General features: G+C 67.4%; 13 protein-coding genes. 9 read left to right on the top strand and 4 right to left on the bottom strand.

The window, feature by feature from the left end; all coding sequences use genetic code 11:
• Positions 1 to 24: 24 nt before the first annotated feature.
• Complete coding sequence (locus tag B9C43_RS32765; RefSeq protein ID WP_033380332.1) at positions 25 to 573, bottom strand: DUF3515 domain-containing protein; 549 nt, start codon at positions 571 to 573, stop codon at positions 25 to 27.
• A 19-nt stretch (positions 574 to 592) separates the two neighbouring features.
• Entirely contained in the window at positions 593 to 826 is a 234-nt protein-coding gene (locus B9C43_RS32770) for an Lrp/AsnC ligand binding domain-containing protein (protein ID WP_033380331.1), read from the bottom strand.
• Between the two features lie 109 nt (positions 827 to 935).
• On the opposite strand from B9C43_RS32770, the gene B9C43_RS32775 reads away from it, so the two are divergent.
• The 5 genes from B9C43_RS32775 to B9C43_RS32795 are packed head-to-tail and all read left to right on the top strand — an operon-like array spanning position 936 to position 4,804.
• Positions 936 to 1,901 carry a thiamine-phosphate kinase gene (locus B9C43_RS32775; protein ID WP_033380330.1) on the top strand — a complete coding sequence of 322 codons (966 nt, stop codon included), beginning with the start codon at positions 936 to 938 and terminating at the stop codon, positions 1,899 to 1,901.
• 32 nt (positions 1,902 to 1,933) lie between these two features.
• Positions 1,934 to 2,455 (top strand): gamma carbonic anhydrase family protein, encoded by a 522-nt coding sequence (locus B9C43_RS32780; protein ID WP_033380339.1) that lies wholly within the window; start codon positions 1,934 to 1,936, stop codon positions 2,453 to 2,455.
• A gap of 34 nt (positions 2,456 to 2,489) precedes the next feature.
• Positions 2,490 to 3,164 (top strand): uracil-DNA glycosylase, encoded by a 675-nt coding sequence (locus B9C43_RS32785; RefSeq protein ID WP_033380329.1) that lies wholly within the window; start codon positions 2,490 to 2,492, stop codon positions 3,162 to 3,164.
• 10 nt (positions 3,165 to 3,174) lie between these two features.
• A complete protein-coding gene (locus tag B9C43_RS32790; RefSeq protein ID WP_200825798.1) occupies positions 3,175 to 3,816 on the top strand; it encodes an HAD family hydrolase in 642 nt (213 codons plus the stop codon).
• Positions 3,817 to 3,862: 46 nt separating this feature from the next.
• On the top strand, positions 3,863 to 4,804 hold the full coding sequence (locus B9C43_RS32795) for an MFS transporter (RefSeq protein ID WP_084430672.1): 942 nt from the start codon (positions 3,863 to 3,865) through the stop codon (positions 4,802 to 4,804).
• Between the two features lie 13 nt (positions 4,805 to 4,817).
• Here the strand turns inward: B9C43_RS32795 and rpmB are convergent, their stop codons facing one another.
• Positions 4,818 to 5,009 (bottom strand): 50S ribosomal protein L28, encoded by a 192-nt coding sequence (gene rpmB, locus B9C43_RS32800; RefSeq protein WP_033380326.1) that lies wholly within the window; start codon positions 5,007 to 5,009, stop codon positions 4,818 to 4,820.
• 186 nt (positions 5,010 to 5,195) lie between these two features.
• On the opposite strand from rpmB, the gene B9C43_RS32805 reads away from it, so the two are divergent.
• From B9C43_RS32805 to B9C43_RS32815, 3 genes are all read left to right on the top strand, one after another.
• Positions 5,196 to 6,812, top strand: coding sequence for a DAK2 domain-containing protein (locus tag B9C43_RS32805; RefSeq protein ID WP_327223741.1), 1,617 nt, complete (start codon positions 5,196 to 5,198; stop codon positions 6,810 to 6,812).
• 33 nt (positions 6,813 to 6,845) lie between these two features.
• On the top strand, positions 6,846 to 9,008 hold the full coding sequence (gene recG / locus B9C43_RS32810) for an ATP-dependent DNA helicase RecG (protein WP_033380325.1): 2,163 nt from the start codon (positions 6,846 to 6,848) through the stop codon (positions 9,006 to 9,008).
• Between the two features lie 78 nt (positions 9,009 to 9,086).
• Positions 9,087 to 10,427: an FAD-binding oxidoreductase gene (locus B9C43_RS32815; protein ID WP_084430808.1), complete on the top strand. Its 1,341-nt coding sequence runs from the start codon at positions 9,087 to 9,089 to the stop codon at positions 10,425 to 10,427.
• Between the two features lie 1,612 nt (positions 10,428 to 12,039).
• Here B9C43_RS32815 and B9C43_RS32820 read toward each other — a convergent pair.
• The gene (locus B9C43_RS32820) at positions 12,040 to 13,035 is read right to left on the bottom strand and encodes a coiled-coil domain-containing protein (protein ID WP_035878986.1); all 996 of its coding nucleotides are present in this window, start codon (positions 13,033 to 13,035) and stop codon (positions 12,040 to 12,042) included.
• 249 nt (positions 13,036 to 13,284) lie between these two features.
• On the opposite strand from B9C43_RS32820, the gene B9C43_RS32825 reads away from it, so the two are divergent.
• Positions 13,285 to 14,076 carry a response regulator transcription factor gene (locus B9C43_RS32825; protein WP_051894800.1) on the top strand — a complete coding sequence of 264 codons (792 nt, stop codon included), beginning with the start codon at positions 13,285 to 13,287 and terminating at the stop codon, positions 14,074 to 14,076.
• Positions 14,077 to 14,178: the final 102 nt, after the last annotated feature.

Here is a 14,178-nt window from a genome sequence, read left to right on the forward strand (position 1 = left end):
TCGTGAGTCTCACGGACTGAACACTCACAAGGGTTTCTTGGGAAGGGTTTTTCCGATCAGGCTGGAGATGTCCTGCAGCGGGCCGGTTCCCGCGCCGCGTGGGATCGTCAGCGCGACGTACACCGGCCGGTCCGCCAGGTACCAGGTGGTCGCGGTCTCGCTGTCGAGCGGCAGCCACGCGACGCCGTCGATCGCACGGAGGTTCTGCGTGGTGGACGTCAGCTCGGCCGGCTTGTCCAGACCACAGCGCAACACAACCGGATCGGAGCGCTGGTCGGTCCACGCCGCCGACGCGGGCGGCGCGGGCTCGGCCAGCGCTGCCTTGGTCAACGTGGTGGAGCCGGACTGCAGCGTCGCGGGCAGCTTCTGGACAAGAGTGGTGCAGTCGGCCGACCCGGCATTCGGTGCGGGCACAGGCACAAGCGCGACCGGACCGGTCCGCAGTGGAGCCGGTGGCACAGCGGGCTCGGCCGTCTGGTCGTCCCCAGAACCGAACACGAGGCTGACGATGATCACCCCGGCGACGAGCAGGCCGGCCAGCCCGGTCGCGATGACAACCCTTGTCCTGTCCACAAACCCACTACAGCACGGCTCAGAGGTGGACCACCGGGCAGGTCAGCGTTCTTGTGATCCCGTCCACGTTCTGGATCCGGGCGACCACCAGCTGGCCGAGCAGGTCGACACTGTCGGCTTCGGCGCGCACGATCACGTCGTAGGGGCCGGTGACGTCCTCCGCGGTGGTGACTCCCTGTATGCCGGCGATCTCCGCGGCCACCGCGGCCGCCTTGCCGACCTCGGTCTGGATCAGGATGTAAGCGTGGACCACCGGCGTGCCCCTTCGTCTGGACAAGAATGCTCAAGGTAGGAACGTGGTCAGCAACGTACCCCAACTGGGGAATGTTTGGTGATCCGAACATTCGGTATCGGAGGCTTTTGTGCGATCGGACACGCCGGATCAGGCCGGCACCGTCGCCGAGTTGGGTGAGTTCAACCTGATTCAGCGGTTGACCGGCGGGCGCGCCCAGCCACCAAGCACCCTGCTCGGACCCGGTGACGACGCGGCCATCGTGGTGGCGTCCGACGGACGGGTGGTGGCGAGCACCGACGTGCTCGTCGAAGGCGTGCATTTCCGGTTGGACTGGTCCACACCGGAACAGGTTGGACACAAGGCGGTCGCGGTGAACCTCGCGGATGTCGCCGCGATGGGCGCGACGCCGACGGCCGTGCTCGTCGGTCTCGCCTGCCCGCCGGAGACCACAGTGGAGCTGCTCGACGGGATCACCGCCGGGATGTGGAAGGAAGCCACCAGGGCACGGGCCGGGGTGGTCGGCGGGGATGTCGTCAGCTCCGAGACTTTGGTGATTTCCGTCACTGCGCTGGGGGATTTGCAGGGACGGCAGCCGGTCACGCGGGCCGGGGCGTTGGCTGGGGACGTCGTGGCGGTGTGCGGACGGCTGGGGTGGTCGGCGGCCGGGCTTGCCGTGCTGGGCCGTGGGTTCCGCTCACCGGTGACGGTGGTCAGCGCGCATCGGGCGCCGGAACCGCCCTATGAGGCAGGTGCGCAGGCCTCGCTGGCCGGGGCGACCGCGATGATCGACGTGTCCGACGGGCTGCTCGCCGACCTCGGGCACATCTCGGTGGCGTCGGGGGTGGCGATCGACGTCCGCACCGATCTGCTTGAGGTGAACCAACGTCTGGTCGACGTCGGCACCGCCCTCGGCGCCGATCCCCGGCACTGGGTGCTGACCGGCGGCGAGGACCACGCACTGGCCGCGACTTTCCCCGGCCCGTCCGAGGTTCCGGAGGGCTGGGTCACCATCGGCACGGTAAGACGCGGCGAAGGGGTCACCGTCGACGGCCGTCCGTACGAAGCTCCGGCAGGCTGGCAACACTGGCGTTGACCGCTCAATAAATATCCACTGTGGAGGATGACTTGCCCATCTATGCCCTTGGCGACAAGGAACCGATCATCCACCCGGACGCGTACGTCCATCCAGATGCGACAGTCATCGGTGACGTGACGCTGCGGGCGTTCGCGTCGGTGTGGCCGCAGGCCGTGCTGCGCGGCGACTCCGGCAGCATCCAGATCGGCGAACGGACCAGCGTCCAGGACGGCAGCATCCTGCACTGCACCGAGTTCCACCCGACCGTGGTCGGGGCCAACTGCGTGATCGGCCACAACGTGCACATCGAAGGCGCGACGGTCGCGGACAACTGCTTGATCGCCTCGGGATCCGTGCTGCTGAACGGTTCGGTGGTCGAGGAGGGCGCGGTGCTCGGCGCGGGCGCGGTGATGTCCTTCAACGGGCACATCCCCGCGCGCCGGATGGCACTGGGTGTGCCCGCTCGTATTCGCGAGAACCATGAGGTGGCCGCGATGGCGACGGTGCCGATCGTGGACGGGTACGTGGAGCGGATCAAGATCTACAAAGCGGGCCTCCGACGCCTGGACTGAGCCCATTTTCTGGGCTGGGCTATCCTCCGGCGGCATGGCACGCCCTTTGCACGAAGTCATGGACGCCGGTTGGGCACAAGCACTTGAGCCGGTCGCGGACCGGATCGCCGCGATGGGTGAGTTCCTGCGCGCCGAGATCGCCGCGGGCCGCACGTACCTGCCTGCCGGGGAGAACGTGTTGCGCGCGTTCAAACAGCCGTTCGACGACGTCCGTGTGCTGATCGTCGGGCAGGACCCGTATCCGACTCCCGGGCACGCCGTCGGCCTGTCCTTCTCGGTCGCGCCCGACGTCCGGCCGATTCCCAAGAGCCTGATCAACATCTACAAGGAGTACTGCGACGACCTCGGATATCCGAAGCCGTCCAACGGAGACCTCACGCCCTGGACCGAAAACGGTGTGCTGTTGCTCAACAGGGCGTTGACCGTGATGCCCGGCAAGCCGAACTCCCACCAGGGCAAGGGCTGGGAAGAGGTCACCGAGCAGGCGATCAAGGCGCTGGCCGCGCGCGGCACGCCGCTGGTGTCGATCCTGTGGGGCCGCAACGCCCGTAACCTCCGGCCGTTGCTTGACCCGTTGCCGTGCATCGAATCCGCGCACCCGAGCCCGATGTCCGCGTCCGGTGGCTTCTTCGGATCGCGCCCGTTCAGCAGGGCGAACGAACTGCTGGAGCAGCAGGGCGCTTCGCCAGTCGACTGGAAGCTGCCTTAACCTGGTCGCAGTGATCACCGCGCTCGTTTTCGACTTCGACGGCCTGCTGATGGACACCGAGTCCACTCAGCTGGAGAGCTGGCAGTACGAGTGGCGTCGGCACGGTCTCGAACTGGACGTCGCGACCTTCTTCGCTGACCACGGTGGAGATGTCAGCGAACTCAGGTACGCCGCTTTGGCCGCCGCCGTTGGCGCGGAGTACGACCGTGTGTCGAGCCATGATCGTCGCGTGGCGTATCGGGATGCGTTGAACGCGGAGTTGGTGGTCCCACAGGGCATTCAGAAGTGGCTGGCGGAAGCGGAAGGCCTGAGGTTGGCGGTGGCCAGCAGCTCTCCGGCGTCGTGGGTGCTGCCTTTGCTGGAGCAGACCGGTTATCGGTCCCGGTTCGAGGTTGTCGCCTGTGGTGACGAGGTTTCCGCGCACAAGCCGGACCCCGCCGTGTACCACCTCGCTTTGGGACGCCTGGGGGTTCAGGCTTCGGAAGCCATCGCTTTCGAGGACACACCGCATGGCGTCGCCGCGGCCAAAGCGGCGGGGCTGCGGTGTGTCGCGATCCCGAACCGGCACACCGACCCGGCCAGGTTCACCGCCGCGGACTTGGTGCTCGCGAACGCCGCTGACATGACACTCGCGGAGATTCTCGGCCCGTAGCGAAAACCTGTTTCTTCCTCACCGTGATCGTCAATAGCTTGGGGCGATGCGGCGGGATCTGGGGTTGATCGTCACCGGTGTCGGCATCTCCATGTTCGGGGCGAGCCTGATCAGGCTTGTGCTGATGGTGCGGCTGAAGGACGAGGGCGCACTTGTCCTGGCGGCGACGATGATCGCGTGGATCGCGACTGCCCGATCCGCCGGACTCGTCCTGGGGACCGGGATCGGCGGTGTGCTGATCGAGATTGTCGGTGAGCGGCAAGCGATCCTGGTGGGTGCGGCAACGTACATCGTGCAGGCGCTGCTGTTGCTGTTGTTGCGAGTCGACCGGGATCCGCGCGCGGAGAACGGGAACACGCGCCGGGAAAAGGGCGCGGCCATGGCCGGTATCCGGCACCTGAGGAGCGACCGGGTCATCGTGGTCAGCATCGGTGGTCTCGCGATCGTCGCCACCTGCGTGACACTGATCAACGTCGCGGACGTCTTCCTCATCCTCGACGTACTGCAGGGCGGACCGGTGCTGGTCGGCTGGGTCTACGCAGTGTGGATGGTCGGTCAGGTGTTCGGCGCCAGAACCGCGGGCCGGTTCGTCGGCCAGCGCTCGATGATCCGCACGCTGAGCTGGGCCGGTGTGACGCTCGGGCTGGCGATCTTCATGCCGGCGGCCTTCGCGTACACCGCCGTGATCCTGGTCGCATTTCTGTTCGGCGGGTTCGCCAACGGCATGCAGATGGTCGCGCGCCAGGCCCTGGTGCGGATGCGTACGCCGGAACGTCTGCACGGCCGCGCGTTCGCGGCGAACGACTCCGTGATCCGGATAGCAGGCGTGCTCGGCACGTTGATCGGTGGTTTCGCCGTCGCGGGCGCCGGGCCGCAGTGGGCAATGGGCACCGCGGGTGTGGTGGCTGTGCTGGTCGGGCTCGGCACGTTGCTGATGACCCGGGAACACAAACCGGCCCGGGTCGCCGAAGCAACCCGGGCCGGATGAAAGAGCGAGAGCGTCAGCCCCGGACGACCTTGCCCGCCTTCAGGCAGGAGGTGCACACGTTCAGCCGCTTGCGCTGCGAAACGCCCAGCTTGGCGTGCACTGTCTGGATGTTCGGGTTCCACCGCCGGTTGGTGCGCCGGTGGGAGTGCGAGACCGACTTGCCGAAGCCCGGCCCCTTACCGCAGACGTCGCACACAGCAGCCACGTCAGTGTCCTTTCCTCTGGGTTGCCGGCGGATCAAAGCCGACGACGGATAGCCCGGGCCTGCCAGGCAACTACGACAGGGTAACGGGTGGCGTCCGGCGGTTACAAACCGGCCCCATTCTCGGCGGCCGGCGTGTGTTCGTGGTTACTCTCGCGCGAACCATCTCGACAGCGGGAGGACACGACCGTGCTGCAGGCCCTGGACGCCGCCGCGATCCGCCGCTGGGCCGCGGTGAGCGTGCAGACGCTCGACGCGCAGCGTGAGGCCATCGACGGGATCAACGTGTTCCCGGTGCCGGACGGTGACACGGGCTCCAACCTGCTCGGCACCATGCGTGCCGCCCTCGAGGCCCTGCTCAGGGCGCCGGTCGACGAGCGTTCGGAAGCCGGAGCCGCCCTGACTGTCCTGGCCAAGGGCGCTTTGGCGGGGGCGCGCGGCAATTCCGGCGTGATCGTGTCCCAGATGCTGCGTGGCCTGGCCGAGTCGCTGCGTGACGTGGACCAGGCTGGTGCCCATGACCTGGCGAAAGCCCTGGTCAGGGCCGCTGAGCTGGCCGCTGAGGCGGTCGCGGAGCCCCGCGCGGGCACGATGCTGACGGTCCTCACGGCCTCCGCCGCGGGTGCGCGCCGGGTCCGTTCAGGCGTATTGCGCGAGGTCACGACCGCTGCGGCGCGGGCCGCGTCGGAGGCGTTGGCGTTGACGCCACAGCAGCTCGACGTGCTGGCTGAGGCAGGTGTGGTGGACGCAGGTGGGCGTGGCGTAGTCGTCTTGCTGGAGTCCCTGGTCACGGTCGTGAACGAGCGTGACGAGCCGGTTGTGCCGTACTCGACCTCTCAGCCGTCGCCGCTGGCGGCCCGCGAGGCTGGGTCGACCGAGTTCGGCTACGAGGTGATGTACCTGCTCGACTCCACGACCGATCAGAAGGCAACCGGGCTCCGCGAGACGTTGATGACGCTCGGCGACTGTGTGTCCGTTGTGGGCGACGGTGACGGTCTGTGGACGGTCCACGTGCACTGCAACGACGTCGGCGCGGCGATCGAGGCTGGCGTGGAGACAGGCCGTCCGCACCGGATCATGGTCGCTCGCTTTGCCGACGCCGAGGGCGCGCCATCACGGTTCGGACGCGCGCGGGTTGTGGTGATCCCGGCTCGTGGCGCTGGTATCGCGGCGCTGTTCCGTACCGAGGGCGCGTTGGTGCTGGAGATCGGGCCGAACGACGAGCCTGACGTGTGGGACCTTTTAAACCTCATCACCTCGACGGGCGCGTCGCACGTGACGGTGTTGCCTGGGGACGAGGGCCTGATCGGCATCGCCGATGAGGCCGCGACCAGGGCCGTTGCCGGCGGTCAGGACGTGATCGTGATTCCGTGCGCCTCCCCGGTGCAAGCGCTTGCGGCCCTGGCCGTGCACGACCCGGCCCGGCGCGCGGGCGACGACGTGGTGTCGATGGCGGAGGCTGCGGCCGCGACCCGGCGCGGCGAGCTCGTGGTGGCCAGCGAGGACGCGATCACGTGGATCGGCCCGTGCAAGGCAGGTGACCTGCTGGGCTTCGCCGATGGTGACGTGATGCGGATCGAGCACGGTCCCGTGGACGCTTCGATGATCGTCCGGGGAGCGTTCGCGGTCGTGGACCGGATGCTGGCCGCGGGCGGCGAGCTGGTCACGGCTTTGCTGGGCACTGACGCGCCGGACGGCCTCGCCGACGAGCTGGAGAAGCACCTCCGGAAGGAATTCCCGGCGGTGGAGTTCGTCGCTTACCGAGGTGGACAACGGGACACCGTGGTCATGCTCGGTGTCGAGTAGAAGTGTCGGTGGGGCTCGATAGTCTGGCCCACGATGAGTTCGTTCGATGACAGCCTGCAGCCTGTACTGGGCAAGAAGTCGGCCGACGCCCTGTCGGCCGCCCTTGACCTGCACACGATCGGCGACCTGTTGCGGCACTACCCGCGCCGGTATGTCGAGTTCGGCGAGCTGACCGACATCGCCGGGCTGGAGATCGGCGAACACGTGACGATCCAGGCCGAGATCACCAGGGTCACGCGGCACCAGATGCGCCAGCGGCACGGCACGCGTACCGAGGTCGAGATCACCGACGGGCAGCGCAAGCTGACCATGTCCTTCTTCAACCAGCTGGGGAAGTACAAGGAGCAGCTGCAGGTCGGCAAGCAGGGCTTCTTCGCGGGCAAAGTCGGCATGTTCAACAAGAAGCTGCAGCTGCAGAACCCGGAAGTGCAGATCTTCGAGGACGAGGACGACGGCCAGCTGCAGAAGATGCGGCCGGTCTACCCGGCGGCCGCGAAGATGCCGACGTGGAAGATCAGCAACTGCGTGAAGCAGCTGCTCGAGGTCTGGGACGGCGCGGACGACCCGCTGCCGCTTGACCTGCGCAAAGACCGCGGAATGATGCCGCTCGACGCGGCGCTGCGGGCGATCCACATGCCCGAAGGCTGGGATCAGATTGGCGCGGCCCGTAAGCGCCTGAAGTGGGACGAGGCAATCGCCGTCCAGCTCGCGCTGGCGCTGCGCCGCCAAGCCGCCGCAGCCCGGCCCGCGCCGTCGTGCCCGCGTAAGTCCGGCGGCATCCTGGACGCGTTCGACGCCCGCCTGCCCTTCGAATTGACCGCGGGACAACAAGAGGTCGGCGAGACCATCGCGGCGGACCTGACCAGCCAGCACCCGATGAACCGGCTGCTGCAAGGAGAAGTCGGCAGCGGAAAGACGATCGTGGCGCTGCGCGCGATGCTGCAGGTCGTCGACTCGGGCAGGCAAGCCGCGATGCTCGCCCCGACCGAAGTCCTTGCCGCGCAGCACGCCCGGTCATTGCAGGAAATGCTCGGCGACCTGGCCCAAGCGGGGGAACTCGGCGGTGCCGAACAAGCAACCCGGCTGACTTTGCTGACCGGCTCATTGCCTGCGGCGGCTCGTAAGCAGGCTTTGCTGGACGCGGCATCCGGCGCGGCGGGGATAGTGGTCGGCACCCATGCGTTGATCCAGGACAAGGTGTCGTTCGCCGACCTGGGCTTCGTCGTCGTGGACGAACAGCACCGTTTCGGCGTGGAACAACGAGATGCTCTGCGCACTCGTGCCGCCGACGGTTCCAGCCCGCACGTGCTGGTCATGACGGCAACGCCGATTCCCCGCACGGTCGCGATGACTGTGTACGGGGACTTGGAGACTTCGGCTCTGCGCGAGTTGCCGCGTGGACGCTCGCCCATCGCCACGAATGTGGTGCCGGTTGCCGAGAAACCTCAATGGCTCGAGCGAGTCTGGCAACGGGTACGCGAGGAGATCGCCAACGGCCACCAGGCCTACGTGGTCTGCCCACGCATCGGCGAGGCAGGCGCGGAGGAGATGGAAGAGCCACCGTTGAACGACGACGGCCGCCGTCAGCCACTGGCCGTCGAGGAAGTCGCACCCATGCTGGCCGCCGGCCCGTTGAAGGGCCTGCGGATCGCGGTACTGCACGGCAAGATGCCCCCGGACGACAAGGACGCGACCATGCGCGCCTTCGCCTCAGGCGAGGTCGATGTTCTGGTCGCCACGACGGTGGTCGAGGTGGGCGTCAACGTCCCCAACGCCACCGCCATGGTGATCATGGACGCGGACCGATTCGGGGTGAGCCAGCTTCACCAGCTGCGCGGCCGCGTAGGCCGGGGAAGCGCCCCAGGCCTGTGCCTCCTGGTCAGCGAGGCCCTGGAAGGCACAACAACCCGCGAACGCCTCGACGCCGTCGCGTCCACATTGGACGGCTTCGAGCTGGCGCAGCTCGACCTGGAAATCCGCCGCGAAGGCGACATCCTGGGCGCGACCCAGTCAGGCCGGAAATCCCAGCTGAAGATGTTGTCGCTGCTGCGGGATGCGGAAATGATCGCTGAAGCCCGCGAAGTCGCCCAGCGATTGGTGACAGCGGACCCGGGTCTGCAAAAGAGCCCTGGCCTGCGCGCGATGGCCGAAACCCTGATCGACTCGGAACGAGCGGAGTTCCTGCAGAAGGCCTGACGCTGCCCCAATTGGTACAGGATCCAGCCAGCGAACCGGACCTTATCGCGGTACCACTTCGCTGTCAGGCTCGTGGCCATGACAACAGCGATCAGACCAAGCATCGAGCGCAAGCTGGACGGCCAGTTGCTCCTCCCAGGCGACACCGGCTACGACGAGTCCCGCACGGTATGGAACGGCATGATCGCCCGGCGGCCACGCATGATCATCCGTGCGGCGAGCGTCGAGGATGTTGTGACTGCGGTGCGTACCGCGCGTGAACTCGACCTTGAGATCGGCGTGCGGTGTGGCGGGCACAGCTCGATCGGCCTGGCGGTTCCGCAAGACGGCCTCATGATCGATCTGGCCCCGCTCACCGGCGTGCACGTCGACCCGGACCGACGGCGTGCCTGGATCCAGGGCGGCGCACTGCTGGGCGTCCTCGACCAGGCCAGTCAGCGCTACGGCCTGGCCACCACGGCCGGCAACGTCTCGCACACCGGCGTCGGCGGGCTCACCCTCGGCGGCGGCATGGGATGGCTTGCCCGCCAATACGGCCTGGCCTGCGACAACGTGGCGTCGTACACGATGGTCACCGCCGACGGGGAAGTCGTCAGGGCGAGCCAGACCGAACGTCCCGAGCTGTTCTGGGGCCTGCGCGGCGGCGGCGGAAACTTCGGCATAGTCACCGAGTTCGAGTTCCGCCTGCACCCGATCGGCACCCGGACACTGGTCGCCGAATACACATTTCCCTTGGACAGGGCCATTCCCGCACTCAAAGCGTGGCGCGACCTGAACATCGAGGCGCCGCGTGAAGCCACCTTCACCGCCAGCATCGGCCAGGACAACGCGGCCACCCTCGGCTTCGTCTGGGTCGGCGACCCCCAGCGCGCCAGTCGGCTGCTGCACAACTTCCAGGCGCTCGGCACGCCAGCCGCCACCCACATCACCGAAATGTCCTATCTAGACCTTCAGCGCCGCGAGGACACGGTGGAACGGCATTCGCTTCGCCGGTACTCCAAGGGCCACTACCTCCAGCAGTTCCCGGACGCCGCGATCGAAGCCTTCGTGCATCGGGGTGGCTCCCGGGTCGGCGTGGGCCTGCAGGCCTACGGCGGCGCGATCGCCGACGTGCCCGACGAAGACGCGGCGTTCTCCCACCGCGCCACCCTGTTCGAGTTCGGCACCGGCACGACCTGGACCGACCCCGCCTCCGACGCGGTCCGGATCGCCGCCGCCCGGCGCAGCGCCGCCGCCATGGCCTCATTCGCCCACGGCGTATACGTCAACGCTCTGTCCGACGAGGGCGCCGAGGGCGTCCGGCGCGCCTACTCACCGGCAAAGCTCGCCCGCCTGATCGCCCTCAAGGACGCCTACGACCCACACAACGTGTTCCACCTCAACCAGAACATCCAACCCAGCACAGGACGCGACCAGTGAACGACACCGCGCCACAGGCCCGGTTCACTTGTCATCGGCCGGTTTTCGTGGCGGGCCCGAGTCACAGGGTGGATCGGAGGAAGCATCGTTGGGGTGGCCTCCGGCCCCCGGAATCCAGCCTAGGCGGCGGGGACGGTGCGAGACAGTTGGTGCAAGATCGACGTGTGGATAGCGGGTGGCTGGGGATAACTGCCGCTTGAACCGCTCGCCAGGTCCAGGGCTTGTCGGTACCCGTCATTAGGCTGGTGATCGGGGGCCGGAGGCCGCCGCGGCAGGGGAGTCAGGTGCAGGCGGGGTGTATTGGCGGTCTGTTTGTGGATGGATTGGGTGATGTGGGTTGGGCTGACCGGCCTCGGCGGTTAGACGGGTGATCCGGGTGGGCCGTCCACGGGGAGCCATGGGCTGGGCGGGGCGCGGTGTCTCAGCGGATTGCCTGTGGACAGGTGGGCAATGTGGATCTTCGCTCGCCCGGGGTTGTCGGTGGTCGGCCGTAGGCTGGTGTTCGTGGGGCCAGAGGCCGCCTGCGAGAGGGCATGGGCAGAGTGCGGTGCCTCGGTGGTCCGCTTGTGAACAGTGGCCGAATGTGGATGTTCGCCCGCCTGGGGTTGTCGCTGGTTACTCGGGGCTTGTGTTGGAGGGCGGAGGCCGCGCACAGGGGCGCGCGCAAGGTTCGGTGTCTTGGTGGTCTGCCTGTGGACAAGGTGGGCAATGTGGATCTTCGCTCGCCCGGGGTTGTCGGTGGTCGGCCGTAGGCTGATGTTCGTGGGGCCAGAGGCCGCCTGCGAGAGGGCATGGGCAGAGTGCGGTGCCTCGGTGGTCTGCCTGTGGACAGGTCGCCGATGCGCATCTTCGCCTAGCCGGGATTGTCGGTAGTCGCCCGTACGCTGGAGACCGGGGCCGGAGGTTGCCTGCACGAAAGTCACGCGCAAGGTTCGGTGTCTTGGTGGTCTGCCTGTGGACGGGTTGCGAGTGTGGATTTTCGCCCACCCGAGATTGTCGGTGGTCGGCCGTAGGCTGGTGTTCGGGGGGCCGGAGGCCGCCCGCAAGACGGCACGCACAGAGTGCGGTGCCTCGGCGGTCCGCCTGTGGATAGGTTGCGGGTGCGGATGTTCGCCCGCCCGCGGTTGTCGGTGGTTACTTGTGGGCTGGTGTTGAGGTCCGGAGGCCGCCTGCGCGAAAGTCACGCGCAAGGTTCGGTGTCTTGGCGGTCCGCTTGCGGCAAGTCGGCGGTGCGGATGTCCGCTCGCCCGGGATCGTCAGTGGTTATTCGTGGGCTTGCGGCCGGGGCTGCCCGCAGGGGAACCAGGCGCAGGGTGCGGTGGCTCGGCAGTCTGCCTGTGGACACGTTAGCGGTGTGGATCTTCGCTCGCCCGGGATTGTCGGTGGTCGCCCGTAGGCTGGAGATCGGGGGCCGGAGGCCGCGCAGCCAAACCGCCACCGCCCAGCCAAGCCGGAAGCCGCGCACAAAAGAGCGCGGCCCGATTCAAAGCCCCGAGCAACAGCCCGCCGAGCAACAGCCGCGCTCATGCAGCCGCCGCTCATGCAGCCGGTCACGACGATCCTCAGCGAATCTCCAAGGCCGAAACGCCCAAACAGAAGCCCTGTCCAGGCGCTACTTCTCGTCGGCGTCGAAGTGCTTGATCGCTTCTTGGACCGCCTGGTTCGTTGCCGCGAGCCGTTCCGCGATCTGGTTACGGAGCTCGATCAGCCGCTTCGTCGAAGTGTCCGCCTCGGTCTGCTTCTGCTCGGCCTTCGACAGGATCTCCGCTGCGATTTCCTCCGCACCCGACTTCGTCTCCGTCGCCACGCGTTCGGCGTCGGCCAGCTGGGCGGCGATCGCCTGCTTGGTTTCCTCGGACAGTTTGTTGCGCTCGGCCGCGGCTTGTTCGTCGAGCTTCGCCCGGGCTGCCGCTGATTCCTTCTCGAGGGCTTCGGCTGCTTTCTTCGCGTCCGCGACGATCTTCGCCGCTTCTGCCCGCGCCTCGGTCATCAGCTGGGTGTGTTCGGCCGTCAGCTTTGTCTTGAGCTGGTCGTATTCGGCGTCGAGGTCGTTGTGGTGCTTGGTGTACTTCTCTTCCAGTTCCGCCCGGCGCCGGTCCAGTTCCGCCATCCGGGTGTCGTGCTGGGTCTGCAGTTCGCCTGCCAGTGCGTCGGCTTTTGTCCGGATCTTCGCCGCGTACTTGTCCGCGTCGTCTCGGATCTTCACCGCGTACTTGTCCGCCGCGAAGCGGGTCTCCGTTGAGTATTTGTCCGCTTTCGCGCGAAGTTCTTTCACGTGTTCTTCGCCGCCTCGGCGAAGTTCCGCCACTTCTTCCTCGGCCAGGCGCATCATCTCGCGCACGCGCTCGGTCATCGCCGTCGCGCTGCTGGGGTTGGTGGCCATCCGTTCGAGACGGGCCTTGGTGTCCGTCAGCTCCTGCTGCGCGTAGTTCAACGCCTTGGTCAGCTCGGCCACCCGCGCGTTCGCCTCGTCGCGAGCTATCGAGGCGTCTTTGAGATCGCTGACGAGCCCTGTGACCCGCTCGTTCACCTGCTTCTTGTTGTATCCGTTCAACGCGGAGTCGAAGTAGGTGGGCGTGGACTTCTGGGACTCGTTGGCAACGGCCATTGCACCACTTTAGTGAATCCCTCGATCGCGCAACGTGTGAGGTGCGCCCCGCAGGCAGTAGTGATCTTGGTCCGGACGGCCCATTGGTGATCACCTTGTGGACTGACCCGCATGCGGACAGTCAATTAGCCCTAATGGTCCAGACCTGTCCGTCGCCGGTCGTTTACCCTGTGTCCACACCCCTATGCGGCGTGGCGGGAAGTAGGCCGCACTATGTCGGAGTGCCGACACACGGTCGTCCTGCGTTGCGTGGACGGCCTGCTAAGGGATGCGCTTGCCAACTGGATAGCGTCTTTGCCTGGATATCTGGTCGCCGGAGCAGCGGCGACGGGCGATGGTCTGCTGCGACTGTGCACCCTGCGATCGCCCGACACGGCAGTGGTCGAACTGCGTTCGGCCGCTCCGGAAGAGCTCGAGTTCGTCGGAGAACTGCGTGCGGTCCGCTGTGAACCGCACATCGTCGGCCTGCATCGCGCACTGGACGCGCGCAGCCTCGCGTTCCTGCACCACGCCGGGGTCCACCGGCTGGTCAGCACGCGGTTCGGCGTCGCGGGACTGCGTGACGCGCTTGCCGAGGCCGACGAAGGCTGGCGGCCCGTGGTCCCCGGCCATGGGCTGAGCGCCCGTGAACTGGAGATCCTCGCCCTGATCTGCGCGGGCTGCTCGGCCGCGGAGATCGCCGGGGAACTGGGCATCAGCCCGCACACCGTGACCAACCACAAACGCCGGATCTTCGCCAAGCTGGACGTGCAGAGCCGCACGCAGGCCACCGCCGAGGTCGGCAGGCTCGGCATGCGGCTGCCCGGCCAGCAGACGCGAAGACCCAACGGCGAGGCGCCCCGCAACCTGACCAAACGGGAGCGCGACATCCTCGACTCGATCGCCAGGGGCGAATCGGTCCGGCAGACCGCGCAGGCCCTCGGCATCGCCATCAAGACCGTCCAAAGCGAACAGCGGCAGCTGTTCTCCAAGCTCAGCGCCCGCAACCGCCCGCAAGCCCTGACCAACGCGCGCGGTTACGGCCTGGTCGATTCCAACTAGTGGACACGTCCGCATGACATCGATCACCTGAACCCGTGCCCCGGATGCCTCCGACCGGTAGCGTTCTCCGGACGACCAGCGCGACCAGGAGGTATCCGGGCG

Origin of the sequence: Kibdelosporangium aridum (genome assembly GCF_900176515.1) — a bacterium.
Lineage (GTDB): Bacteria > Actinomycetota > Actinomycetes > Mycobacteriales > Pseudonocardiaceae > Kibdelosporangium > Kibdelosporangium aridum.